The following is a 24,434-nucleotide window of genomic DNA, read 5'->3' as shown; positions in this document are numbered from 1 at the left end:
GACTCCGGCCCCAACTCCCCCTCCCGCTCCCCGCACTGCTTCTCCCCCTCGCCCCCGCCGGAGGCACTCTCACCCCACCTGCGGCACCTCCCCTCCCACCCCCCGCACCGCCGTGCGGAAGGCGATCGGGGTGGTGCCGGTGCGTTGGTGGAAGAACTTGGCGAAGTTGGCGGCGTCGGCGAAGCCGAGGTGGTCGGCGATCCGGGCGGCGGAGCTCTCGCTGTGGGCGAGCAGGCGTTTGGCCTCGAGGACGACCCGGCGGTCGACGAACTCCTTGGCGCCGACGCCTGCCGCGGCGATCGTCGCGCGGGAGAGCGTGCGCGGGGAGTAGCCGAGGAGCCTGGCGTAGTCCTCGACCCGGCGGGTGCGGGTGAAGTGGTGTTCGACGGCCTGCCGGAAGCGCCGGTAGGTCTCGCCGGGTTCGGTCGCGGTGCTGCCGCACGGCACGGCCGGGTTGGCGAGGCGCAGCAGGAGCGCGGCGAGCAGGTGGCGCAGCAGGGCGTGGTGGATGTCGGCGGGCAGGTCCGCGCCGGAGGCGTACTCGCGGTGGAGGTGGCGGACGGCGTGCCGGAGCGCTTCCCGGTCGGTGCCGTCGGTGTGCAGGACGGCGGCGGCGAAGGGGTCGTCGAGCCGGGCGGCGGCGACCGTGGCCGGGTCGGGGAAGCCGGGTTCGAAGAGGACCAGGGTGCCGTCCGCGTCGCCGAGTTCGCCCCACTGCTGGACCTGGCCGGGCCGGACCCACAGCCAGCTGCCGGGTTCGACGGTGTGCGCGGTGAAGTCGACGGTGTGGCGCAGGCTGCCGCGTTCGAGGGTGAGCAGGTGGTGGAAGGCGGGGCGCTGGGGGCGGTGGAAGTCGCCGTCGGTGGCGGCGGCCCGGCGGGCGCGCAGTTCGGCGAGGGTCAGGACTTCGACGCCGGCCGGTGCGCCGGGTGGCGCGGTGAACGGGACCTCGGGGATCGCCGTCCCGGACGCCTGGGGTTGGTTCGCTCGCATGGTCACCACATCCGCTGCCAGGCTACCTCCGGTTGATCTTCTTCCGGGAGCCCGGGCGGTACGGTCGGGGCAGCGGAGGAGGGAGTCCGGGTGTCGGGGATGGAGCGTCGGCCGACCTTGCACGACGTGGCGCGCGAGGCGCAGGTGAGTGCGAAGACGGTGTCGCGGGTGCTGAACGGGGAGGGGCCGGTCGCGGCGGCGACCCGGGAGCGGGTGCTGGCGGTGGTGGCGCGGCTGGGGTTCCGGCCGAACCTGATGGCGCGCAGCATCCGGACCGGTGGGCCGGATTCGACGGTGGGGCTGGTGCTGCCGGAGCTGGGCAACCCGTTCTTCGGGGCGCTGGCGGACGGGGTGGAGGAGGCGGTGCGCGGGCGCGGGCTGACGGTGCTGCTGGGGTGTTCGGGCGGGGACCGGGCGCGCGAGGCGGAGGTGGTGGGGGCGTTCCTGGCGCGGCGGACGAGTGCGCTGCTGGTGGTGCCGGCGGGTGGCGGGGGGACGCTGGCGGCGGCGGCCGGGGCGGGGGTGCCGCTGGTGTACCTGGACCGGCCGGGGCCGGGGGCGGACTGCGTGGTGTCGTCGAACCGGGCGGGGGCGCGGGCGGGGGTGGCGCACCTGGTGGCGGCGGGGCACCGGCGGATCGGGTTCCTGGGCGACCTGCCGGCGTCGATGTACACCCGGCGGGAGCGGCTGGCGGGCTGGCGGGAGGCGCTGGCGGCGGCGGGGCTGCCGGCCCCGGACGCCCTGGTGGCGGGGGCGCGGACGGCCGCGGCGGCGGAGCGGGCGGCGCTGGCCCTGCTGGCGCTGCCGGAGCCGCCGACGGCACTGTTCGCGTCGAACGTGAACGCGGCGACGGGCGCGCTGCTGGCGCTGGGGCGCTCGGGGCGGCGGGACGTGGCGCTGCTGTCGTTCGACGACCTGCCGTTGGCGGAGGTGCTGGAGCCGCCGCTGTCGGCGGTCGCGCAGGACCCGGCGCTGCTGGGTGCGACGGCGGCCCGGCTGGCGCTGGCCCGGCTGGACGGGGACGCGACGCCGCCGCGCACGGAGACCGTGGCGACCCGGCTGGTGCTGCGTCCGGCCCGCCCTTGACTACCGGCCGGTAACCGTTGGAACGTGGCCTCCCCCACCCGAAGGAGCGCGGATGTCCCCCCAGTTCGGCGACTACCAGAACGAGGTCTACTTCGAGGCGCTATTCGGCGTCGCCCCGAAGTTCCCGATGACGTACGAGGGCCTGGCCGAGCGGGCGCGGCACGCGCTGGCGCCGGAGCTGTGGTCGTACGTGGCGGGCGGGGCGGGCGACGAGCACACCCAGCGGGCGAACGTCGCGGCGTTCGAGCGGTGGGGGCTGGTGCCGCGGATGCTGGTCGGCGCGAAGGAGCGGGACCTGCGGGTGGAGCTGTTCGGGCTGGAGCTGGCCTCGCCGCTGTTCCTGGCCCCGGTGGGGGTGGTGGGGCTGTGCGCGCCGGACGGGCACGGGGACCTGGCGACGGCCCGGGCGGCGGCCCGGACGGGGGTGCCGATGGTGGCGTCCACGCTGTCGGTGGACCCGATGGAGGCGGTGGCGGCGGAGCTGGGCGGCACGCCGGGGTTCTTCCAGCTGTACACGCCGACCGACCGGGCGCTGGCCGAGTCGCTGGTGCACCGGGCGGAGGCGGCCGGGTTCAAGGCGATCGTGGTCACCCTGGACACCTGGGTGACCGGCTGGCGGCCGCGCGACCTGGGCAGCGGGAGCTTCCCGCAGCTGCGCGGGCACTGCCTGGCGAACTACACCTCGGACCCGGTGTTCCGGGCCCGGCTGCAGGATCCGGACGGGGATCCGCGCGGCGCGGTGATGGACTGGGTGCAGATCTTCGGCAACCCGCTGACCTGGGACGACCTGCCGTGGCTGCGCTCGCTGACCAGCCTGCCGCTCGTGCTGAAGGGCCTGTGCCACCCGGAGGACGTGCGCCGGGCCAAGGACGGGGGCGTCGACGGGGTGTACTGCTCGAACCACGGCGGGCGGCAGGCGAACGGCGGGCTGCCGGCGCTGGAGTCGCTGGCCGAGGTGGTCGAGGCGGCGGACGGCCTGCCGGTGCTGTTCGACTCGGGCGTGCGCAGCGGCGCGGACGCGGTGAAGGCGCTGGCGCTGGGTGCGACGGCGGTGGGCGTGGGCCGGCCGTACGTGTACGGGCTGGCGCTGGGCGGCGAGGCGGGGGCGGTGCACGTGCTGCGCTCGCTGCTGGCGGAGGCGGACCTGCTGATGGCGGTGGACGGGTACCCGTCGCTGGCGAGCCTGCGCGCGCCGGGCGCGCTGCGGCGCTGCTGAGCGCCCCCGTCCTACCGCGCACCCCGCCTTATTGCGACTTACTTGCAATAACAGAAGGCATGCAGGAGAGTGGAGCCGCGGGGTCGTCCGACGATCGTCTTCCCAACCGGCGTCCGCCGGGACGCGGCGCCGGCCCCGCGCCGACTTCCCGCCCGGGAGCGCTCAGCGCTCGACCGGGAGCCGCACCAGCATGGTCTTGCCGCCGCCGTCCGGGTCGGCGACGGTCTCCATCGCGCCGCCGGCCAGCGCGGCCAGCTCGTGCACCAGGCCCAGGCCCCAGCCGCCGCTGCCGTCCTGGTGCGGCACGACGGGGCGCTGCGGACAGTGCGGATGGCGGTCGTGCACCCCGACCGTCAATCCGCCCGCGCAGAAGTCGAGTTGGAGCGTGACCCGGGGTGATCGCGGCGCGGCGTGGCGGACGGCGTTGGTGACCAGTTCGCTGACCACCAGCAGCACGGTGTCGGTCAGCGGGTGGTCCGCGTCCAGTCCGCGGGCGGCCAGTTCGGTGCGCACCGCGCGGCGTGCCTCGGGCACGGACGCGGGCACGGTGGCCAGGCTCAGGCAGTAGCGCACGGTCTGGGGTGGGTCCGCGACAGCCATGGTCGGTCCCTTCACAACGGGGGCGACCGGGTGGGAGCGGAAGAACGCCGTCGTCCGGCCGCGTCGGGGCTCGGCAGCCCTGCCCCGTCCGAACGAACCGGACAGATTACCGATACTCAGTACGGTAAGGCCGAACGGGCCCAACTGCGGCGGCGGATGCTGGACAGTGGCCACAACTCGCCAACGCGCCCATATCCTGGGGATCATGTCCGACGACCTGCTGGAACCCCTCGGCCTCGGCACCCTGGAGAGCGCACTGTACCTGCGGGTGCTGGCCACCCCGCGCGCCACCTCCGCCCGGCTCGCGGAGTCGCTGGACGCCCCGCCCAGCGCGCTGCGCACCGCCCTGCACCGGCTGGTGGCCAGCGGCCTGGTGACCAGGCTGGCCGGCAGCCCGACCAGGTACACCGCCGCCCCGCCCGAGGTCGCGGTGGACGCGCTGGCCACCCGGCGCCAGCACGACCTGGACCAACTGCGGGTGAAGGTACGGGAGTTGGCACTCTCGTACGCCGACCTGGGGCCGTCCGTCTCCAGTGAGCTGGTCGAACTGGTGGAGGGCCAGGACGCCCTGCGCCACCGCGCCGAGCAGCTCCAACTCGGCGCCCAGCAGGAGATCCTGGCGATCGACTGCCCGCCGTACTTCGACTCCGCGACGGACAACCCGATCGAGTTCCAGCTGCTCGCCCGGGGCGTGGAGTGCCGGGTGCTGTACGACGCGCCGGGCCTGGAGAGCTCCGACAAGCGGGAGTTCGTGCTGCGCTGCGTGGACGCCGGGGAGCAGGCCCGCAGCCTGCCCTCGGTGCGGATGAAGATGCTGGTCGCGGACCGGCGGTGCGCGATGATCCCGCTGAGCTTCGAGGCCACCGAGTCGACCGCCGCGCTGTGGATCCGCCCCTCCCCGCTGCTGACCGCCCTGGTCACCTGCTTCGACCTGCTGTGGGAGCGCGCCACCCCGCTCGCCGCCGACCGGCCCGCCAGCGAACTCGACGACAAGGACCGGGAGTTGCTCGCCATGATGGCCGCCGGCGCGAAGGACGCCGCGATCGCCCGCAGCCTCGGCATCACCCAGCGCACCATGACCCGCCGGATCGCCCAGCTGATGGCCGAACTGAACGCGCAGACCCGTTTCCAGGCGGGACTGCAGGCCGCCAGGCGCGGCTGGCTGTAACGGGAGCAGACGCGGCGTCAGATCGGCGATCCGGCCCCGGGGATGCGTTCGAAGACCAGGTTGGTGCGGGTCTGCGCGACCGCCGGATGGGTCGTCAGGTGGTCCACCACGAAGCAGCGCAGCTGCTCCGGCCCGGCCACCGCCACGTGCAGCAGGTAGTCGTCGCTGCCCGCCATGTGGAAGACCGCCAGCACCCCCGGCAGCCCGGGCGCGGCGGCCCGGAAACTGCTGTTCTGCTCCCGGGTGTGCGCCCGCAGCCGCACCGAGATCATCGCCTGCAGCGGCAGCCCGACCGCCGGCAGGTCCAGCTCCGCGTGGTACCCGGCGATCACCCCGCGCTCGCGCAGCGCCCGCACCCGCGCCAGGCAGGTGGACGGCGCCACCCCGACCTGCTCGGCCAGCGCGTTGTTGGGCGTCCGGGCGTCGGCCAGCAGCACCCGGACGATCGCCCGGTCGACGGCGTCCAGCTCCGCCGCGCGGGCCCGTGGAATGTTCGGCACTCCCCCAGCCTGCCGGGCCGCGCCGAACATCCGCAAGGGTGCCGCCACCGTGGCCGAATCATCTGCCGTCACTCTGGCCATTCGACGCCCACCCGTTCACCATCGAGCGCCATGAGCCGACTCGACACCCGAGCCGTGCACGCCGGCCGCGACGACCTCGCCGGACTCGGCACGCACGTCCCCCCGCTCGACCTGTCCACCACCTACCCCGTGCCGGACCTCACCACCGGTGGCGACGCCTACCAGGCGCTGGCCACCGGCGGACGCCCGCCCGCCGAGGGCGGCCTGGTCTACCAGCGGCTGTGGAACCCCACCGTCGCCCGCTTCGAACAGGCGCTGGCCGAACTCGAGGGCTGCGCCGAGGCGGTGGCCTTCTCCTCCGGCATGGCCGCGCTCTCCGCCTGCCTGCTCGCCGCCGCCGCCGAGGGCCGCCGGCACGTGGTGGCGCTGCGCCCGCTGTACGGCGGCTCCGACCACCTGCTCGACTCCGGCCTGCTCGGCACCGAGGTCACCTGGGCCGCCCCCGACACCCTGGCCGCCGCCCTGCGCCCCGACACCGGACTCGTCCTGGTCGAGACCCCCGGCAACCCCACCCTGGACCTGCTCGACCTGACCGCGATCGCCGAACGCTGCGGCGACGTGCCGCTGCTGGTCGACAACACCTTCGCCACCCCGGTGCTCCAGCAGCCCGCCCGGCACGGCGCCACCCTCGTCCTGCACTCCGCCACCAAGTCGATCGGCGGCCACGGCGACGTGCTGGCCGGGGCCGTCGCCTGCACCGCCGACTGGGCGGCCCGGCTGCGCCGGGTCCGGGCCGTCACCGGCGCGATCCTGCACCCGCTGGCCGGCTACCTGCTGCACCGCGGCCTGCAGACCCTCCCGCTGCGGGTGCGCGCCGCCTCCGCCACCGCCGCCCGGCTCGCCGACTGGCTGGCCGAACAGCCCGAGGTCGCCGCCGTGCACTACCCCGGCCGCTCCGGCTCGCCCCTGCTCGGACGCCAACTCCTGGGCGGCGGAAGCACCCTGGCCTTCGAGGCGGCCGGCGGCTTCGCGCACGCCGCGGCGATCGCCGAACGCTGCGAACTGATCACCCACGCGGTCTCGCTCGGCGGCGTCGACACCCTGATCCAGCACCCCGCCTCGCTCACCCACCGCCCGGTCGCCGCCGCCCACAAGCCCGCCGAGGCCGTCCTGCGGCTGTCCGTCGGCCTGGAGGACCCGGACGACCTGATCGCCGACCTCGCCAAGGCCCTCCCCCACTGACCCCGCCGGGCCACCGCCGCCACCGACCGGGCGCCGGGTCGATCTTCCGGGTCGGCGGTGCTCCGACCCCACCCGGAAACGGGCGGGCCGGCCCGGACGCCTTCCGCGTCCGGGCCGGCCCGTCACCGCTGCGGGAACGCTCAGCTCGCGCGGTGGGTGTTGGTCCGGCGACGGCGCAGCAGGACCAGGGTGGCCGCGCCGACCGCGACGACACCGGCGCCGGTGGCCGCGATGGGGGTGGCGTCACTGCCGCCGCCGGTGCTGGCCAGGCTGGTCTGGGCCTGCTTCTTGGCCTCGGCCACGGTGGTGGTGGAGGGCTTCTTGGTCGGCAGCGCGGACGGCGCGGACGTGGGCACGGCCGCGCCCGGCGTCGAGGCGGAGGGCTTGGCCGACGCCGGGGTCGACGGCTTCGCCGACGCGGAGGGCTTGGCCGGGGCCGACTCGGACGGCTTCGCCGAGGCGGAGGCCGACGCGGACGCCGGGGCCGAAGCGGACGCCGAGGCGGAGGCGGAGGCCGAGGCGCCGCCGGCCGCGGTGATGGTGAACGCCTTCTTGGCGCCCTCCAGGAAGCCGTCCCCGCTCGGCTCCTCCGCGGAGTCCGAGGCCGGGAACAGCACGGCGTAGGGCTGGGCGGTGGCCGCACCGGCGACCGCGTCGGCGGCCAGGGTCAGCCGGACCTGGATGCTGACGCTCTTGCCCCCGGGGACGAACACCACGGAGTTCTCGTCGGGCTCCGCGTTGTCGCTGAGGCTGCCCAGGATCAGGGCGACACCCGGGCCGTCCGGGCCGTCGTTCTCCAGCTGCGCGTCCACCCACTTGTTGGTGTACGGGTTCTTGAACTGGGCCTTGACCTGGCCGGGGGTCAGGTTGCCGGTCGAGGTGAGGAAGACGACCGGGAGCGCCACGGCGTCGTCGCCGCTGTTGGTGACCACCTCGGTGAAGGTGACCTGCCCGCCGCCCGCGACGACGGTGGCGGGGAAATCCTTCAGGGCGGCGGTGCCGCTCAGCTTCGGGGCGGCGGCCACCGCAGCCACCGCGGAGGTGGCCGGCGCGGCCAGGACCGCGGGGGCGGCGGCCAGCGCGACGCCGGTGACCAGCGTCGTGGCGGCGGATATCGCCAGGGCACGGCGCAGCTTCATGGAGACCTCACAAGGTCCACCGGCACGCGGGGGCGCACCGGTACAGGGGTGTGGGGAGCAGTCCGCCGGGACATGCCGGCGCTGCCGGCTGCGGCGGAGCCACGAAGCCGATGCCGGATCATATCCACAGAGGTAAAGGGGCTGTGAAGGTGGGGGCGCAAACTGTCGCGGCCCGAATTCCGGGCGGCGTACCGCCCCGGAACGCACCGCGGTCCACCCGCCCGGCGCCCCGGCCCGGCCCGGCCCCACACCCCCCGACCTGCCCGGGAGCCGTACCGGAGGAGCGAGAACCGCCGCGTCGCCGCGACGGTTCCACCGCATTTTCCGAACTGCCGTCAGATTCCTTCCCGCGCCGGGGGATTACGGGAAAAGCGGCGTTATCCGGCCGCCCGGCGCGCCTCGGCGGTGGTCCGCAGGTGGGCCAGCACCAGCGGGTCCACCTTCCCCTCCACCAGACGGCCCTCCAGGTTCTCCACGCCCGCCCAGCGGTCCAGCGAGCCGTAGCCGAGCACCGCCAGCAACTGCCGCACCTCCTCGGCCAGTTCCCCCTCCAACGGGAGCAGCTCGGCCGGGTCGGGCGTCCCGTGCAGCACCTCGTGGACGCCCAGCAGGCGGCGCAGCTCGGCCACCGGGTCCGGGTGGTCGTCCACCCGCAGGTCGTACGCCAGGTCGCCCCAGCCGCCGACGCCCCGCCCCGGGTCCACCACGTACAGCGCGGCACTCTGCCGGCCCCGGGCGTCCCCGCCCGCCGCGTCCCCGGCCGCGAGCGCGGCCACCAGCCGGTCGGCGAGCGGCAGCCCGGCGGAGGACAGCCAGGCGTCCGCCATGTCCCGCACCACCTCGGGCCCGGTCAGGATGTTCCCCTGCACCGCGTACCCGTCCCCGGCCAGCCCCCCGGCCCAGGGCAGGCACTCCTCCCCCGTGTACGTCTCCGCCCGCCCGTCCGGCCCGACCACCCCCACCTGCCGGTGCGCCCGCCGCCCGTCGGCGGCCAGCAGCGCCGCCACCGCCTCCCCCGGCGAGGCCCCGCTGCGCAACATCGCCATCCCCTGCGGCCGGAACGCCAGATTGGCCCACGCCTGCGTGGCGAGCGCACCGACACCGACCTCGGCCGCGGGCACCAGCGCACCGACCGAAAGGAACTTGCTCGCCACAGCCACACCGAGAGCGGTGCCCTGCCGAGCCACGATGGAGAACGTCACGACCCGCGACGATAGCCCGCCCCCGGCAGTTCGTCCACGCCCCGCCCCCACCCGGCAAACTCCGTCAAACCCCCGGACGAAACCGCTGCGAAAGCAGGGGCGCGGGACGAACTGCTGCAGGCCCACACGAGCGAAAGCCAGGGGCGCGGGGAACTGCGCGGCCAACCGAGCACCCACAGCCAGATCGCCTCGCAGGACAGCCACTTGCACTGTCCCGCGACCGCACCGACGTGCTCCTCCGCTGCGCGCAGTTCCCCGCGCCCCTGCTTTCGCTCGATTTCGCTCCGCTCAGAGCTCGAACTTCGCCCGCTTCTCCTCCGGCACCAGCGCCACGTACTCCGGGTGCTTGGCGATCCACCCGCGGATGAACGGGCAGTACGGCAGGACCGCGGCGCCCCGCTCGCGGACGGCGTCCAGCGCGGCGCGGGCCAGCTTGCCGCCCAGCCCCTGGCCCTCGAACGCGGGGTCGATGACGGTGTGCACGAAGGCGACCGTCCGTCCCTCGTCGCGGAGCTGGTACTCGGCGAAGCCGGCGAGTCCGGCGTCGGTGCTGATCTCGAAGCGGGACTCTTCGGTGTTGTCGCGGACCTGGGGTTCCATGGTGGTGACTCCTGGGTGTCAGTGGGCGCGGAGCGCCGCGAGCTGCTGGGCGAAGGGGACGACCTGCTCGGCCGCCCGGGCCCGAGGGGTGGCGGGCCGGCCGGCGAGGCTCTCGGTGAGTTCGCCGGCCGCGCGGGCGATCCGTCCGGCGAGCGAGCCGTCGGTGCCGTTGGCGCCCCAGTCCTCGGAGGCGGCGAAGACGGCGGTGGGGACGACGACGGCGCGCAGGTAGGCGAACAGCGGCCGCACGGCGTGTTCGAGGGCGAGGCTGTGCCGGGCGGTGCCGCCGGTGGCGGCGATCAGTACGGGCTTGCCGGTGAGCGCGTCCTTGTCGAGCACGTCCACGAAGGACTTGAACAGCCCGCTGTAGGACGCGGAGAAGATCGGCGTGACGGCGATCAGCCCGTCCGCCTCCTCCACCGCCCGCACGGCGTCGCGCAGGGCGGGCGGCGGGAAGCCGGTGACCAGGTTGTCGGCGATGTCCCGGGCGAGGCCGCGCAGTTCGACGACCCGGACGTCCACGTCCCGTCCCGCCTCGCGCAGGTCGCGGGCGGTGGCTTCGGCGAGGCGGTCGGCGAGCAGCCGGGTGGAGGACGGGACGCTGAGCCCGGCCGTCACCACGACGAGCTTGAGGGTGCTCACTTGGACGCCACCTCCGTCTCCCGGAGGGCCACCCGGGCCGCGTGGGTGGGCCCGTCGGGGACGTCCGCCGGGCGGTTCTTGGCGAACTCGGCGCGCAGCACGGGGACGACCTCCTCGCCGAGCAGGTCGAGCTGTTCCAGGACGGTCTTGAGCGGGAGTCCGGCGTGGTCCATCAGGAACAGCTGGCGCTGGTAGTCGCCGAAGGTGTCGCGGAAGGCGAGGGTCTTCTCGATGACCTCCTGCGGGCTGCCGACGGTGAGCGGGGTCTGCTCGGTGAACTCCTCCAGCGAGGGGCCGTGGCCGTAGACGGGGGCGTTGTCGAAGTACGGGCGGAACTCGCGGACGGCGTCCTGGGAGTTCTTGCGCATGAAGACCTGCCCGCCGAGGCCGACGATCGCCTGCTCGGGGGTGCCGTGGCCGTAGTGGGCGTAGCGCTCCCGGTAGAGGTTGATCAGCTGCTGGAAGTGCTCCTTGGGCCAGAAGATGTTGTTGGCGAAGAAGCCGTCGCCGTAGTAGGCGGCCTGCTCGGCGATCTCGGGGCTGCGGATGGAGCCGTGCCAGACGAACGGCGGCGTTCCGTCGAGCGGGCGCGGGGTGGAGGTGAAGGACTGCAGGGGGGTGCGGAAGCGGCCCTGCCAGTCGACGTTCTCCTCGCGCCAGAGCTGGTGCAGCAGCGCGTAGTTCTCGACGGCGAGCGGGATGCCCTGGCGGATGTCCTTGCCGAACCAGGGGTAGACCGGGCCGGTGTTGCCGCGGCCCATCATCACGTCGACCCGGCCCTCGGCGAGGTGCTGGAGCATCGCGAAGTCCTCGGCGATCTTCACCGGGTCGTTGGTGGTGATCAGCGTGGTGGAGGTCGAGAGGATCAGCTTCTCGGTCCGGGCCGCGATGTAGCCGAGCATGGTGGTGGGCGAGGACGGGACGAACGGCGGGTTGTGGTGCTCGCCGGTGGCGAACACGTCCAGCCCGACCTCCTCGGCCTTGAGCGCGATGGCCACCATGGCCTTGATCCGCTCGTGCTCGGTCGGGGTCCGCCCGGTGGTGGGGTCGGTGGTCACGTCGCCGACGCTGAAGATGCCGAACTGCACCGTTCTCAACTCCTTCGAGGTTGATTCAACATTCAACCACCCGCGACAACGGCACGCCACCCCGCCCTATTCCCCGCCCTCCGACCCGGCCTCCGGCCCGCCCTCAGGCCCGCCCTCAGGCCCGCCCCCGGCCCCTTCGAGCGCCTCGTCCAGCCAGGCCAGCCAGAACGACTCCAACTGGATGCCGCCGCGCAGCACCAGGTGCTGCAACCGGTTCTCCCCGGCCGCCGCCTCCGGCGGGAAGTCCCGCCGCTCGATCTCCAGGTACTCCGCCAGCTGCGCCCGGTGCAGCGCCCGGTGCCGGGCCAGCTCCTCCTCCAGCCCGTCCAGGCCCAGCACGGCGGCGGCCCGCAGCCGCAGCAGCAGCGGGTCCCGGACCGGCTTGGGGTCCTGCGCCAGGCCGGTCCAGCGGGCCAGCTCGGCCCGCCCGTCCGGCAGCACCTCGTACTCCTTGCGCTGCCCGCGCCCCGCCCCCGGCCCGGACGCCCGGACCAGGCCCTCGCGCTCCAGCCGCCCCAGCTCGCGGTAGATCTGCTGGTGGGTGGCCGACCAGAAGAACCCGATCGACCGGTCGAACCGCCGGGTCAACTCCAGCCCCGAGGACGGCTTCTCCAGCAGGGCGGTGAGGATCGCGTGCGGCAGTGACATGCGGCGATCGTACGGGCCGCCCCGCCCGGGCCCCCGCCGACCGGCCCGTCCCGGCCGGGGCGGGCTCCGGTCCGCACGCTCCGCCGAAGTGTCAATTCCCGCTCTTTGCCGACACTTTGACGATCTATCACCCACACGGAAAGCGCTTACCGGGTCTTGCGCAGCTCCGCCGGATGTCCGCATACTCCCGAATAGCGCCTGTCAGGACCAGATCAAAACCGGCCCATCAGGCCGGCCCGGTCCGTGCCTGCCCGCGCCTCACGGCCCCTACCCCAGGGCCTCTCCCACTCCCCCAGGAGGAGATCTGTGAGGACCACGCGCACCACTTCCCGTCCGCGCCGCACCGGCGGCCGCCTGCTCGCCGTGGCCGCCGCCCTCGCGGCCGCGACCGCCCTCGCGGTGCCCGCCGCCGGGGCCGCCACCGCGGCGCCCGACGCCGCCACCCTGGCCCGGGTCAGCGACTCGGTCCAGCTCAGCGGCGTCAACGGCATCGCCTGGCACACCGACCCGGCCAGCGGTCGGGTGGTCGTGACGGCCGACAGCACGGTCACCCCGGCCGCGCTCGCCCGGCTCACCAAGGCCGCCGGGGCGGACGCCGCCCGGCTCAAGGTCGAACGCACCTCCGGCGCCTTCACCCCGCTGCTGTCGGCGGGCGCCGCGATCTACGGCGGCGGCTACCGCTGCTCGCTGGGCTTCAACGTGGTCAAGGGCGGCACGTACTACTTCCTGACCGCCGGCCACTGCGGCAACATCGCCAGCACCTGGTACACCAACTCCGGCCAGAGCACGGTGGCCGGCACCACCGCCGGCTCCAGCTTCCCCGGCAACGACTACGCCCTGGTCCGCTACACCAACACCTCGCTCAGCCACCCCGGCGGCTACACGGCCGCCAACGCGTACGTCGGCGAGGCGGTCAAGCGCACCGGCTCCACCACCGGCACCCACAGCGGCAAGGTCACCGCCCTGAACGCCACCGTCCGCTACTCCGACGGCGGCACCGTCAGCGGCCTGATCCAGACCACCGTCTGCGCCGAGGGCGGCGACTCCGGCGGCCCGCTCTACGACGGCACCAAGGCCCTCGGCCTGACCTCCGGCGGCAGCGGCAACTGCACCACCGGCGGCACCACCTTCTTCCAGCCCGTCACCGAGGCCCTCTCCGCCTACGGGGTCTCGATCTACTGACCCGCCCCGCCCCCACAGGTGCCCACCGGAGCCCCCCGACCACGGCCCCGGTGGGCACCGGCACGCCCGCTCAGAGCGCCGCGGCCAGCCGGGTGCCCTGGTCGATGGCGCGCTTGGCGTCGAGTTCGGCGGCCACGTCGGCGCCGCCGATCAGGTGCGGTTCGACGCCGCGTTCGCGCAGCGCGTCGAGCAGGTCGCGGCGCGGCTCCTGCCCGGCGCACAGCACCACGGTGTCGACGGGCAGGACCTGCTCCTGGCCGTCGACGGTGACGTGCAGGCCGGCGTCGTCGATCCGGCGGTACTCGACGCCGGGGACCATCAGCACGCCGCGGTGGCGCAGTTCGGTGCGGTGGATCCAGCCGGTGGTCTTGCCGAGCCCGGCGCCGACCTTTCCGGCCTTGCGCTGGAGCAGGAAGACCTGGCGCGGGCCGGCGGGCCGCTCGGGGGCGGCCAGGCCGCCGGGGGCGGTGTGCTCGCGGTCGACGCCCCACCGGGCGAGGAAGTCGGGGGCGCCCGCGCCCGGGTCGGTGAGGTACTCGGCGACGTCGAAGCCGATGCCGCCCGCGCCGATCACCGCGACCTTCTCGCCGACCTTCGCGCCGTCGCGCAGCACGTCCAGGTAGCCGAGCACGCTGGGGTGGTCGACGCCGTCGATCTGCGGGGTGCGCGGGGTGACGCCGGTGGCCAGCACGACCTCGTCCCAGCCGGTCAGCTCGTCCGCGCCGACGACCGCGCCCAGGCGCAACTCGACGCCGGTGCGGGCGAGTTCGTGCCGGTAGTAGCGCAGTGTCTCGTCGAACTCCTGCTTGCCGGGCACCTGCCGGGCGACGTTCAGCTGCCCGCCGACCTCGGCCGCGGCGTCGAACAGGGTGACGCGGTGGCCGCGGTCGGCGGCGGAGACGGCGAAGGCGAGGCCGGCCGGTCCGGCGCCGACCACGGCGATCCGCTTGGCCCGGCGGGTGGGGGCGAGGACGAGTTCGGTCTCGTGGCAGGCCCGCGGGTTGACCAGGCAGGAGGTGATCTTCGCGTTGAAGGTGTGGTCGAGGCAGGCCTGGTTGCAGCCGATGCAGGTGTTGATCGCCTCGGGGGTGCCGGCCGCGGCCTTGTTGACGAAGGCGGGGTCGGCGAGCATCGGCCGGGCCAGCGAGACCAGGTCGGCGTGCCCGGTGGCGAGCAGTTCCTCCGCCAGGTCGGGGGTGTTGATCCGGTTGGTGGTGACCAGCGGGACGCCGACCTTGCCCATCAGCTTCCTGGTCACCCAGGCGAAGGCGCCGCGCGGCACCGAGGTGGCGATGGTGGGGATCCGGGCCTCGTGCCAGCCGATGCCGGTGTTGATGATGGTCGCTCCGGCCGCCTCGACCTCCCGCGCGAGCCGGACCACCTCGTCGAAGGTGGACCCGCCGGGGACGAGGTCGAGCATGGACAGCCGGTAGATCAGGATGAAGTCCGGCCCGACCCGCTCGCGCACCCGCCGGACGATCTCGACCGGGAAGCGCATCCGGTTCTCGTAGGAGCCGCCCCACTCGTCGGTGCGGTGGTTGGTCTGCGCGGCGGTGAACTCGTTGATCAGGTAGCCCTCGGAGCCCATCACCTCCACGCCGTCGTACCCGGCGGAGCGGGCGAGTTCGGCGCAGCGCGCGAAGTCCTCGATGGTCCGCTCGATCTGCTCGGCGGTCAGCTCGTGCGGGACGTACGGGCTGATCGGGGCCTGCAGGGCGGACGGGGCGACCAGGTCCTCGTGGTAGGCGTACCGGCCGAAGTGCAGGATCTGCAGGGCGATCTTCCCGCCCGCGGCGTGCACGGCGTCGGTGACGGCGCGGTGCTCGGCGGCCTCGTCCTCGGTGGTGAGCTTGGCGCCGCCGCCCCAGGGCCGGCCGGCCTCGTTGGGGGCGATGCCGCCGGTGACGATCAGGCCGACGCCGCCGCGGGCGCGCTCCGCGTAGAAGGCCGCCATCCGCTCGAAGCCGTGCTCCGCCTCCTCCAGGCCGACGTGCATGGAGCCCATCACCACCCGGTTCGGCAGGGTGGTGAAGCCCAGGTCGAGCGGGGCCAGCAGGTGGGGGTACGCAGCAGTCATCGACGCCTCCGGTCAGGATTTGTTACCCAACGGTAGGGCGCAGCGGACCAGCTGTGCAACTAGTTGCAAAAACGTGAGCGGGACTACAGTCGTGCCATGAGTACGGACGAGGCGAGCGTGCGGATCGACAGCTGGATCTGGGCGATCCGGCTGATCAAGACCCGCTCGGCGGCGGGCGCGGCCTGCCGGGCCGGGCACGTCAAGGTGAACGGGGCCACCGCGAAGCCCGCGCAGCACGTCAAGCCGGGCGACGACGTCCGGGTGCGGGTCGAGGGCCGGGAGCGGATCGTCCAGGTGGTCCGGCCGATCGCCAAGCGGGTCGGCGCCCCCGTCGCCGAGACCTGCTACGTCGACCACAGCCCCCCGCCGCCGCCCCGCACCGAGCGCCCGGCCGCCGTCGCCCAGCGCGACCGCGGCGCCGGGCGCCCGACCAAGCGCGAGCGGCGCGACCTCGACAAGCTCAAGGACGGCTACCGCCCGTACTTCTGAGCCCCCGTCACCCCGCCCTCATCCCTCCGTCGCCTTCTCCTTGGCGATCCGCACCTGCTCGGCGAACTGCTCGGCGGAGATCCGCTCCACCGGGGCCCCGTACTTCGCGGCCAGTTCGTCGGCGGGCCCGGCCTGGTGCTCGACCAGGTCGACCACCAGCAGCGCCCGGCCGTTGCCGACCCGCGAGGAGAGCACGATCAGGCCCGCGCCGCCGTCGGTGATCTCGGCCTGCTCGGCGGCGTTGCCGATCGCCGCGCCCGCCGCGAAGCCCAGCAGCACGCCGATCGGCCCGCCGAGCAGCCCGACCAGGCCGCCGACCAGGCCGGAGCCGACGGTGGGGACGCCCGCGCCGCGGATGTGGCTCTCCGGGATGTCGACGATGCCCTGCTCGTCGCGCTCCAGCACCGCGACCTGCCGGAGTCCGGGCAGGTGCATCGCGTCCTCGTAGGCCAGGCGGCACTGCGCCCGGTCGTCGAAGCCGAGCAGCAGCACGTTGTGGTGGTGGTCGCTCATCGCGGTTCCCTTCGCCCTCGCCGACGGTCCTCCCGCCCCGGCGCCGCACCGGACGCGGCACGCGCCCATCCTGCCCGCGCCGCCCGGACCCATGCCCGCGCCGCGCCGCGGGGACCGGGCGGAGGCGGTCGGCCGCCCCGCCGGGCCGGGGTGCCGGGCGCGCGATAATGGACCCCATGGCCCGCCGACGCACCCCCGCCCCCGCCGCCCCCGCCGACTGCCCGTGCGGCCTGCCCGCCCGGTACGCCGACTGCTGCGGCCGCCTGCACCGCGGCGAGGCCGCCGCGGGCAGCGCCGAGCAGCTGATGCGCTCCCGGTTCAGCGCCTTCGCGGTGCGCGACGAGCCGTACCTGCTGCGCTCCTGGCACCCGGACACCCGGCCCGCCGAGGTGGACTTCGACCCGGCGCTGCGCTGGGAGCGGCTGGAGATCCTCGGCGCGGGCGAGGGCGGCCCGTTCCACACCGAGGGCACCGTCGAGTTCCGCGCCCACTACCGGGAGGGCGGCCGGGCCGGCTCCCTGCACGAGCACAGCCGGTTCGTCCGCCACCGGGGCGAGTGGGTCTACCTGGACGGCGACGTCAAGTCCTGACGCTCCGTCAACTTCCTTCTCCCGCACGGTGATCGGGATCCGGCGGGCGGCCGGCCGTCAGGGGGCGACGTCCACCAGGACCTTGCCCACCGCGCGGCCCTCGACCGCCCGGTGCGCGTCGGCGGTGCGGTCGAGGGGGAAGCGGACCAGCGGGAGGCCGTGCTCCTCGCCGACCGGCAGGGCGCCGTCGCGCACCGCGGCGGCGACGTCCTCGACGGCCGCGGCCCGCGCCCGGGGTCCGGCCGTGTAGAGCACCAGGAACTGGAGGCGCGCGTTCAGCACCATGGTCCGCGGCACGTCCGGCTCGACCGGCCGGCCGCCGTCGTTGGCGTAGGTGGAGATCGTGCCGCGGGTCCGCAGGACGGCCAGGTCCAGCGCGAGGTTCGCGCCCAGGGCCACTTCCGCGACGACGTCGACGCCCTGCGGGGCGATCCGGCGGATCTCGGCGGCCGGGTCGCCCCGGCGGTAGTCGACCACGTGGTGGGCCCCGGCGGCGGTGGCCAGCCGGGCCTTCGCCGGGCTGCTGACCGTGCCGACCACGGTGGCGCCGGCCCATCGGGCGAGCTGGATCACCGCGTGCCCGACCGCTCCGGCCCCGCCCGCGGCGAGCACCACCTTCCCCTCCAGCGCCCCGGGCCGCAGCCGGTCCGGCCCGCCCTCGGCGACGGTGAGCGCGCGGTGCGCGGTCAGCGCGGGGACGCCGAGCGCGGCGCCGAGGTCGAACCCTGCCCCGTCGGGCAGCGGCACGGCCTGTTCGGCGGGCACGACGGTGAACTCGGCGGCGGTCCCGGTGGGGCGCCCGGCGGCGGCCATGAACAGCCAGACCCGCTGGCCGACCCGGCCGCGGTCGACGCCCTCGCCGACGGCGTCGACCGTGCCCGCCCCGTCGAGGTGCGGGGTGACCTCGGCGAAGCGCTTGGGGTGGCCGAGGCCGGAACGGGCCTGCCAGTCGGTCGGGTTGACCCCGGAGACGGCGATGCGCACCCGGACCTCGCCCGGGCCGGGCTCGGGCCGGTCGCGGTCGACGAGCCGGAGGACGTCGGGGGTACCGGTGTCGCGGTAGACGATGGCTTTCATGATCCGTCCTGGGGAGCTGGTCCAGCGGGGCAGGGGGCGGCCGGGTCGGTTCCGGTCAGCCGATGGGCACGTCGTTGGGGCGGGACGCGATGCCGTCGAGGGCGGCGAGGGCCGCGGCGTCGAGGGTGATCGCGCCGGCCGCGAGGTTGGCCTCCAGGTGGGCGGCGTCGGCGGTGCCGGGGATCAGCAGGACGTTCGGGGCGTGGTGCAGCAGCCAGGCGAGGCCGACCTGGGACGGCGTGACGCCCAGGGACTCGGCCACGGCGTGCACCGCCGGCTCGTCGGTCGCCTTGGGCAGGCCGGGGAAGGACCCGCCGAGGGGGAAGAACGGCACCCAGGCGATGTCCTCGGCCGTGCACAGCCGCAGCAGGTCCTCGTCCTCGCGGGAGACGAGGCTGTAGGCGTTCTGCACGCAGACGACGCCGGCGGGCAGGGCGCGGCGCAGGCCGTCGAGGGTCACGCTGCTCAGGCCGATCGCGCCGATCTTGCCCTCGTCGCGCAGCGCGGTCATCACCGCGAGCTGGTCGTCGAGGTCGACGACCTGGTCCCCGTCGGGGCGCAGTCCGGGGCCGGTGTCCAGCCGGCGCAGGTTGACGACCTCCAGCCGGTCGGCGCCGAGGCTGCGCAGGTTGTCCTCGACGCTGGCGCGCAGCTGCTCGGGCCGCTGCGCCAGGCGCAGCGGCAGGCGCCCGCCCGGGTCGGGGTCGGCCCCCACCTTCGTGACGACCAGGACGCCGTCCTCGGGGCGCAGCGCCTCGCGGATCACCTCGTTGGCGAACCCGAAGCCGTAGAACTCTGCGGTGTCCACGTGGTCGACGCCCAGTTCGACCGCCCGGCGCAGCAGCGCGACGGCCTCGTCGCGGCGGCCGTGCAGGCGCTCCAGTTGCAGGGCGCCGTAGCCGATCCGGGAGACGGTGCGGGTGGCGAACCGGGCGGTCCCGATGGTCATGACGCCGTCTCCTCGTCCGTGGTGCGCAGGGCGGTGTACAGCAGTTCGGCCTGGTAGAGCGCCATGACCCGGTGGGCGATCGGCGCGGCGAGCTCGCCCGCCCGGTCCGGCTCGTGGTGCTCGACCTTGACGAGCCAGGCCGTGACGCAGTCGTGCAGCATCGTGCGCATCCGCTCGGTCGCGTCGACGATGATGTCGCGGACGGCCGGGTCGGTGGTCGCCTCGCTCCAGGTCTGCACTCCGACCCGGGCCTCGGCGGGGTCGATCGCGGCGGTCAGCCGGGCGAGCAGTTCGTCGGGGCCGGGCGGGACGTCGGCCGCGGCGTACTCGCCGATGGTCGCGGCCCGTCTGGAGAGCATCTCGCGGGCGGCGGCCCGGACCAGTTCGGCCTTGTTGCGGTAGTGCGCGTAGATCGAGCCGACCGACAGCCCGGACTCGGCGGTGATGTCGGCGATCGAGGTCCGTTCCAGGCCGTTGCGGCTGAAGCAGCGCACGGCGGCCTCGGCGATCTGGGTACGTCGGAGTTCCTTGCGCGCGTCGGTGAGCCGGGGCACCGCACCTCCCACAAAAAGAATGGCTGTTCTGCTTGCACGGGAGACGCTAGCAGAACAGCCGTTCTTTTTGCACCGGGAACCTCACCCGGACAGGCCCGGACCGCACCACCGCCCTCCCGTCAACCCCCGCCCGCCAGCCGGTGCTTGAGGGCGAGCAGCGCCCCGCCCGGGCCGCGCGGCCGCAGCCAGCCGGTGTCCGTGCGGTCGACCGCCCCGAACCGGTACTTGTACGGTTCGGGGCCGCGCAGGAAGTCGAAGGTGCGCACGCCCTCGGCCGCGCAGTTGCGGACCGCCGCGTCGACCAGCGCGGTGCCCAGCGAGTCGGCGGCGAACCGCGGGTCCCAGCCGGTCTGGTAGTAGGCGAACCGGTCGGCCCAGCGGAAGCCGTACAGCACGCCGACCACCTCGCCGCGGCACCGGGCCAGCTGGAAGGCCGGGCCGCGGCCGGGCGCGGCGCCCTGCACCAGCAGCCGGTGCAGCGGCAGCCGGTCGGCCCCGAAGCTGCTGGACCCGCCCGCGGCGGCCTCCCGGCGCAGCCGGTGCAGTCGCAGCAGTTCGTCCAACAACCCGGCCGCCAGGGCGGGTTCGGCGCTGCCGGGCGGCAGCCAGTGGAAGTCGACCCCGGCGGCGGCGAGCCGGCGGCGGGCCCGCCGGTTGGCGGCCCGGAAGTCCCGCGAGCCGAGCCGGTCGGGCCCGTCGGCCAGGTCGGCGCGCGGGCAGGCGGACCGGGTGACGGGGCGGGCGCCGGCCGGCGGCAGGTCCGCGTGCGCGGCGTCCAGGTTCGGCAGCCAGAGCGTCTCGCGCCGGGCCCGCCCGGCCAGCCAGGCGGCCACCTCGGCCCGCCGGTGCGGGCGGACGGCGGGCCCGCAGTGGTCGGCGGCCCCGGGCCCGGACCCGAGCAGGGTGAGCACCGGCAGCTCGACCGGCACCCGCCGGTGCGCCCGCAGCCGGGCCGCCCCGAGCGGCAGCACCGCCTCGGCCCGCCCGTCCGGGCCCCGCCACACCGCGATCTCCCCGGCCTGCCCGGCCCCCAGCGTCCGCCACCAGGCGAGCACCCAGTCCGGCCCGGCGAACCAGGATCCGTCCGGGTCCTCGGCCACCAGCTCCCGCCAGTCGTGCACGAGTTCGCCGTCCAGTTCGGGCGTGCGACGGATCTCCGGCACTCCCCCGCTCCTCTCTCGTCCCGGTGCCGCTCAGCTGCCGCCGCGCAGCCGGTGCACGGCCGGGTGCAGTCCGGACAGGATGGTGTCGAAGCGGTCCCGGCCGGTGTGCGAGTTGACCCGCAGGCGGCTGATCCGCAGCCGGTGGGCCGGGGCCAGGTCGGCGTGCCGGTGGTCGAAGAGGAAGCCGGTGCGGTAGCCGAGGGTGCGCAGGACCCGGTCGGCGCGCGGGTCGTAGTTGCCGTTGGGGTAGGCGAAGGAGGTCGGCGGGCGGCCGGTCAGTGCGGTCAACCGGTCGTGCGCGCGGACGAGTTGGGTGTCGAGGTCGGCGTCGGTGCAGCGGTCCAGGCAGGGGTGGGAGGCGGTGTGGCTGCCGATCGCCAGCCCGGCGTCGGCCAGGGTGCGCAGTTCGGCGCTGCTCAACTGCCGCTGCCGGGGCGCCTGCCGGGCCGCGGTCGTGCGCAACTCGGCGAGGGCGCGCCGCCGTTCGGGGTCGGGCAGCGACTTGAGCCGGCGGACGGCGGCGGTCGGGCCGAGCCCGCGCAGCGGTTCGGCGCGGGCGCCGTGGGCGACCAGGTGGGCGGCCTCGGTCCACCAGTACGGGTGGTCGCTGTCGATCAGGTCGGTGATCACGTAGACGGCGGCGGGGATGCCGAGCCGGGCCAGGACGGGCAGCGCCTCGGTGAGCACGGTGCGGTCGCCGTCGTCGAAGGTGACCAGCACGCTGCGGGCGGGCAGCGGGCGGCGGTGCTCGGCGGCCCGGGCGACCTCCTCCAGCCCGACCGGGCGGGCGGTGCGGGCCAGGCGCTCCATCTGGGCGCGGAAGGCCACCGGGTCGTCGATGCCGTGGTAGCCGAGGACGGCGAGGCGGCGGGCGGCGCGGGCCCGGAACACCGGCTGGAGCGGGGAGCGCCGCAGCAGGGCGTCGAGGTTGCGCCGCCGCGCGGTGGCACGGTCCGTGGTCGGCATGGCCGCTCCCCCTCCGGTGGCGCACGCGGGCGCCGCGGGCGGTCGGCCCGGGGTGCCCGCTGGAGTTCCAGGTCATCAGAGTCCCATGAACGGGTAATGGCTGTCCCAAATTCTCCGAAGCCCGCCGGGCGGCGGGCACCACCTGTCCGGATCACACCGCTTAGCGGCTGATATCACGCATTGGCATAGTTCGGGGGGACCGCTGCCCGCCCGCCCATGGGAGTGCCCGCACGATGACCATGCCCGGCTTCGGCTCCTTCGGCTCCGACGACGCCTTCTCGGAGCTGCTCAACCGCTTCTTCGGCCTCAACCCGGCCGCCTCCCCGCCCGCCGTCCAGCGCGTCCCGATCGGACGGCTGCTCACCGAGTCCGCCCGCGACCTGATCGCCCGCGCCGAGCTGCGCGCCCAGGAGGACGGCAGCACCGACCTGGACACCCCGCACCTGCTGTGGGCCGCCACCCAGGTCGACCCGTCCCGCGGCCTGCTCGCCCAGGCCGGCGCCGACCCGGACAAGCTGGCCGCCACGATCGAGCGCAGCCTGCCGGCCGGCGCGGCCGACCCGTCCGTCGACCCCGGCCTCACCCCGGCCGCCAAGCGCGTGCTGATCGGCGCGCACGCCCGCTCGCAGGCCGCCGGCGTCTCCTACATCGGCCCCGAGCACGTCCTGGCCGCCCTGCTGGACGACCCCGACTCGGCGGCCGGCCGCCTGCTCGGCGCGCAGGGCGCCGACGCCTCCCGCCTCCAGCGCGGCGCCGAGGCCGCCGCCCGGGGCGAGCGCGGCCAGGCCAAGGCCGAGAGCCGGACCCCGACCCTGGACGAGTACGGCCGCGACCTCACCGAGGACGCCAAGCTCGGCAGGCTGGACCCGGTGGTCGGCCGGGCCGAGGAGATCGAGCAGACCGTCGAGATCCTCTCCCGCCGCTCCAAGAACAACCCGGTGCTGATCGGCGAGCCCGGCGTCGGCAAGACCGCCATCGTCGAGGGCCTGGCCCAGCGGATCGTCTCCGGCGACGTCCCCGCCACCCTGAAGGACCGGCGGGTGGTCTCGCTCGACCTGTCCGGGCTGGTCGCGGGCTCCAAGTACCGCGGCGAGTTCGAGGAGCGGCTGAAGAACGTCATCGACGAGGTCCGCGAGGCCGCCGACTCCACCGTCCTGTTCATCGACGAGCTGCACACCGTGGTCGGCGCGGGCGCCGGCGGCGAGGGCGCGATGGACGCCGGCAACATGCTCAAGCCCGCGCTGGCCCGCGGCGAGCTGCACGTCATCGGCGCCACCACCATCGACGAGTACCGCAAGCACATCGAGAAGGACCCGGCGCTGGAGCGACGCTTCCAGCCGGTGCTGATCCCCGAGCCCTCGGTCGAGGAGACCGTGCAGATCCTGGAGGGCCTGCGCGACTCCTACGAGGCCCACCACCAGGTCCGCTTCACCGACGAGGCGCTGCGCGCCGCCGCCGACCTCTCCGACCGGTACGTCTCCGACCGCTTCCTGCCGGACAAGGCGATCGACCTGATCGACCAGGCCGGCGCCCGGGTCCGGCTGCGCGGCCTGGGCCGCTCCACCGAGGTGATCGGCCGCGAGGACGAACTCGCCAAGCTGCGCCGCGAGAAGGACGAGGCGGTGGCCGCCGAGGACTTCTCCCGCGCCTCCGAGCTGAAGACCCGGATCGCCGACCTGGAGGCGCAGAGCGCCGAGATCGAGGAGCGCCGCGAGGGCGTGGTCTCGGTGACCGTCGACGACGTCGCCGACGTGCTCTCCCGGCAGACCGGCATCCCGGTCTCCCAGCTCACCGAGGACGAGAAGGCCCGGCTGCTCAAGCTGGAGGACGAACTGCACGCCCGGGTGATCGGCCAGGACAAGGCGGTGGTCGCGGTCTCCGAGGCGGTCCGCCGCAGCCGGGCCGGCATGGCCGACCCGAACCGCCCGGTCGGCTCCTTCCTGTTCCTCGGCCCGACCGGCGTCGGCAAGACCGAACTCGCCAAGGCCCTGGCCGAGTTGATCTTCGGCGACGAGGACCGGCTGGTCCGCTTCGACATGAGCGAGTTCCAGGAGAAGCACACCGTCTCCCGCCTGGTCGGCGCCCCGCCCGGCTACGTCGGCTACGACGAGGCCGGGCAGCTCACCGAGGCGGTCCGCCGCCGCCCGTACAGCGTGCTGCTGTTCGACGAGGTCGAGAAGGCCCACCCGGACGTCTTCAACGCGCTGCTGCAGGTCCTCGACGACGGGCGGCTGACCGACGCGCAGGGCCGCACCGTCGACTTCCGCAACACCGTGGTGATCATGACCTCCAACATCGGCTCGCAGCTGATCCTGAGCCACAAGGGCGAGACCGAGGAGATCCGCGACCGGCTGATGGAGGAGCTGCGCGGGCGCTTCCTGCCCGAGTTCCTCAACCGGATCGACGACATCATCGTCTTCGACGCGCTGGACGCCGACGACCTGCTGCGGATCGTCGACCTGATGCTCGCCGACTCCGAGCGCCGGGTGAAGGCCCAGGGGATGGAGCTGGAGGTCACCGCCGCCGCCAAGGACTGGCTGGTCGGCAAGGGCCACCAGCCCGAGTTCGGCGCCCGCCCGCTGCGCCGCACCATCCAGACCCAGCTCGACAACCGCCTCGCCACCATGCTGCTCGGCGGCGACCTGCGCCCGGGCGACACCATCGTCGCGGACGCCGAGGACGGCGAGCTGATCTGCTCGATCGGCCGCCCGAACCCCTCCTGACCAGCC

Annotated in this window: 24 protein-coding genes; 8 read left to right on the top strand and 16 right to left on the bottom strand. The window is 74.8% G+C overall.

Translation table 11 applies throughout. The features are described from left to right. Nucleotides 1-69 precede the first annotated feature (69 nt). Nucleotides 70-993 carry an AraC family transcriptional regulator gene (locus tag IH44_RS0121995; RefSeq protein WP_107066592.1) on the bottom strand — a complete coding sequence of 308 codons (924 nt, stop codon included), beginning with the start codon at nt 991-993 and terminating at the stop codon, nt 70-72. A gap of 99 nt (nt 994-1,092) precedes the next feature. Here IH44_RS0121995 and IH44_RS0121990 point away from each other — a divergent pair, with 99 nt between their 5' ends. Together IH44_RS0121990 and IH44_RS0121985 are read left to right on the top strand one after the other, a co-directional pair. After that, on the top strand, nt 1,093-2,079 hold the full coding sequence (locus IH44_RS0121990) for a LacI family DNA-binding transcriptional regulator (protein WP_030461390.1): 987 nt from the start codon (nt 1,093-1,095) through the stop codon (nt 2,077-2,079). A gap of 52 nt (nt 2,080-2,131) precedes the next feature. Continuing rightward, complete coding sequence (locus tag IH44_RS0121985) at nt 2,132-3,295, top strand: alpha-hydroxy-acid oxidizing protein (protein WP_030461389.1); 1,164 nt, start codon at nt 2,132-2,134, stop codon at nt 3,293-3,295. A gap of 162 nt (nt 3,296-3,457) precedes the next feature. Here the strand turns inward: IH44_RS0121985 and IH44_RS0121980 are convergent, their stop codons facing one another. Continuing rightward, nucleotides 3,458-3,895 (bottom strand): ATP-binding protein, encoded by a 438-nt coding sequence (locus tag IH44_RS0121980; protein ID WP_030461388.1) that lies wholly within the window; start codon nt 3,893-3,895, stop codon nt 3,458-3,460. 205 nt (nt 3,896-4,100) lie between these two features. On the opposite strand from IH44_RS0121980, the gene IH44_RS0121975 reads away from it, so the two are divergent. Continuing rightward, on the top strand, nt 4,101-5,063 hold the full coding sequence (locus tag IH44_RS0121975; protein WP_030461387.1) for a TrmB family transcriptional regulator: 963 nt from the start codon (nt 4,101-4,103) through the stop codon (nt 5,061-5,063). Between the two features lie 17 nt (nt 5,064-5,080). On the opposite strand, the gene IH44_RS0121970 is transcribed toward IH44_RS0121975, so the two are convergent. After that, nucleotides 5,081-5,563 carry an Lrp/AsnC family transcriptional regulator gene (locus IH44_RS0121970; protein WP_030461386.1) on the bottom strand — a complete coding sequence of 161 codons (483 nt, stop codon included), beginning with the start codon at nt 5,561-5,563 and terminating at the stop codon, nt 5,081-5,083. A 111-nt stretch (nt 5,564-5,674) separates the two neighbouring features. Here IH44_RS0121970 and IH44_RS0121965 point away from each other — a divergent pair, with 111 nt between their 5' ends. Beyond that, on the top strand, nt 5,675-6,826 hold the full coding sequence (locus IH44_RS0121965) for a PLP-dependent aspartate aminotransferase family protein (RefSeq protein WP_030461385.1): 1,152 nt from the start codon (nt 5,675-5,677) through the stop codon (nt 6,824-6,826). 140 nt (nt 6,827-6,966) lie between these two features. Here the strand turns inward: IH44_RS0121965 and IH44_RS0121960 are convergent, their stop codons facing one another. From IH44_RS0121960 to IH44_RS0121935, 6 genes are all read right to left on the bottom strand, one after another. Continuing rightward, the gene (locus IH44_RS0121960; protein WP_030461384.1) at nt 6,967-7,965 is read right to left on the bottom strand and encodes a hypothetical protein; all 999 of its coding nucleotides are present in this window, start codon (nt 7,963-7,965) and stop codon (nt 6,967-6,969) included. 377 nt (nt 7,966-8,342) lie between these two features. Then, on the bottom strand, nt 8,343-9,167 hold the full coding sequence (locus IH44_RS0121955) for a DUF1028 domain-containing protein (protein WP_030461383.1): 825 nt from the start codon (nt 9,165-9,167) through the stop codon (nt 8,343-8,345). 288 nt (nt 9,168-9,455) lie between these two features. Further along, nucleotides 9,456-9,767, bottom strand: coding sequence for a GNAT family N-acetyltransferase (locus IH44_RS0121950; RefSeq protein WP_030461382.1), 312 nt, complete (start codon nt 9,765-9,767; stop codon nt 9,456-9,458). An 18-nt stretch (nt 9,768-9,785) separates the two neighbouring features. After that, on the bottom strand, nt 9,786-10,409 hold the full coding sequence (locus IH44_RS0121945) for an FMN reductase (protein WP_030461381.1): 624 nt from the start codon (nt 10,407-10,409) through the stop codon (nt 9,786-9,788). Further along, a complete protein-coding gene (locus tag IH44_RS0121940; RefSeq protein WP_030461380.1) occupies nt 10,406-11,497 on the bottom strand; it encodes an LLM class flavin-dependent oxidoreductase in 1,092 nt (363 codons plus the stop codon). Before IH44_RS0121940 ends, IH44_RS0121945 begins: the two co-directional genes overlap by 4 nt. 66 nt (nt 11,498-11,563) lie before the next feature. Then, on the bottom strand, nt 11,564-12,145 hold the full coding sequence (locus tag IH44_RS0121935; RefSeq protein ID WP_030461379.1) for a PadR family transcriptional regulator: 582 nt from the start codon (nt 12,143-12,145) through the stop codon (nt 11,564-11,566). Nucleotides 12,146-12,451: 306 nt separating this feature from the next. Here IH44_RS0121935 and IH44_RS0121930 point away from each other — a divergent pair, with 306 nt between their 5' ends. Beyond that, on the top strand, nt 12,452-13,327 hold the full coding sequence (locus tag IH44_RS0121930; RefSeq protein WP_030461378.1) for a S1 family peptidase: 876 nt from the start codon (nt 12,452-12,454) through the stop codon (nt 13,325-13,327). A gap of 70 nt (nt 13,328-13,397) precedes the next feature. Here IH44_RS0121930 and IH44_RS0121925 read toward each other — a convergent pair whose 3' ends face one another. Continuing rightward, nucleotides 13,398-15,404, bottom strand: a complete 2,007-nt coding sequence (locus tag IH44_RS0121925; protein WP_030461377.1) for an NADPH-dependent 2,4-dienoyl-CoA reductase — start codon at nt 15,402-15,404, stop codon at nt 13,398-13,400. Between the two features lie 96 nt (nt 15,405-15,500). Between IH44_RS0121925 and IH44_RS0121920 the strand changes: the two genes are divergently transcribed. Then, on the top strand, nt 15,501-15,893 hold the full coding sequence (locus tag IH44_RS0121920) for an RNA-binding S4 domain-containing protein (protein ID WP_030461376.1): 393 nt from the start codon (nt 15,501-15,503) through the stop codon (nt 15,891-15,893). Between the two features lie 18 nt (nt 15,894-15,911). On the opposite strand, the gene IH44_RS0121915 is transcribed toward IH44_RS0121920, so the two are convergent. Next, the gene (locus IH44_RS0121915) at nt 15,912-16,406 is read right to left on the bottom strand and encodes a hypothetical protein (protein ID WP_030461375.1); all 495 of its coding nucleotides are present in this window, start codon (nt 16,404-16,406) and stop codon (nt 15,912-15,914) included. A 167-nt stretch (nt 16,407-16,573) separates the two neighbouring features. On the opposite strand from IH44_RS0121915, the gene IH44_RS0121910 reads away from it, so the two are divergent. Continuing rightward, nucleotides 16,574-16,996: a YchJ family metal-binding protein gene (locus IH44_RS0121910; protein WP_035955949.1), complete on the top strand. Its 423-nt coding sequence runs from the start codon at nt 16,574-16,576 to the stop codon at nt 16,994-16,996. Nucleotides 16,997-17,053: 57 nt separating this feature from the next. Here IH44_RS0121910 and IH44_RS0121905 read toward each other — a convergent pair whose 3' ends face one another. The 5 genes from IH44_RS0121905 to IH44_RS0121885 all read right to left on the bottom strand — a co-directional run bounded on the left by IH44_RS0121905 (nt 17,054) and on the right by IH44_RS0121885 (nt 21,705). Beyond that, entirely contained in the window at nt 17,054-18,073 is a 1,020-nt protein-coding gene (locus tag IH44_RS0121905) for an NADPH:quinone reductase (protein WP_030461373.1), read from the bottom strand. Between the two features lie 55 nt (nt 18,074-18,128). After that, nucleotides 18,129-19,022: an aldo/keto reductase gene (locus IH44_RS0121900; RefSeq protein WP_030461372.1), complete on the bottom strand. Its 894-nt coding sequence runs from the start codon at nt 19,020-19,022 to the stop codon at nt 18,129-18,131. Continuing rightward, the gene (locus tag IH44_RS47340; RefSeq protein WP_051817167.1) at nt 19,019-19,576 is read right to left on the bottom strand and encodes a TetR/AcrR family transcriptional regulator; all 558 of its coding nucleotides are present in this window, start codon (nt 19,574-19,576) and stop codon (nt 19,019-19,021) included. Before IH44_RS47340 ends, IH44_RS0121900 begins: the two co-directional genes overlap by 4 nt. Nucleotides 19,577-19,695: 119 nt before the next feature. Further along, nucleotides 19,696-20,739 carry a GNAT family N-acetyltransferase gene (locus IH44_RS42970; RefSeq protein WP_030461370.1) on the bottom strand — a complete coding sequence of 348 codons (1,044 nt, stop codon included), beginning with the start codon at nt 20,737-20,739 and terminating at the stop codon, nt 19,696-19,698. A gap of 30 nt (nt 20,740-20,769) precedes the next feature. Then, nucleotides 20,770-21,705, bottom strand: coding sequence for a polysaccharide deacetylase family protein (locus IH44_RS0121885; RefSeq protein WP_030461369.1), 936 nt, complete (start codon nt 21,703-21,705; stop codon nt 20,770-20,772). Between the two features lie 233 nt (nt 21,706-21,938). Between IH44_RS0121885 and IH44_RS0121880 the strand changes: the two genes are divergently transcribed. Next, nucleotides 21,939-24,428: an ATP-dependent Clp protease ATP-binding subunit gene (locus IH44_RS0121880; protein ID WP_030461368.1), complete on the top strand. Its 2,490-nt coding sequence runs from the start codon at nt 21,939-21,941 to the stop codon at nt 24,426-24,428. Nucleotides 24,429-24,434 lie beyond the last annotated feature (6 nt).

Origin of the sequence: Kitasatospora sp. NRRL B-11411, from assembly GCF_000721345.1 — a bacterium.
Classification (GTDB): Bacteria; Actinomycetota; Actinomycetes; order Streptomycetales; family Streptomycetaceae; genus Kitasatospora; species Kitasatospora cineracea.
This window is presented reverse-complemented; position numbering and strand designations above follow the sequence as displayed.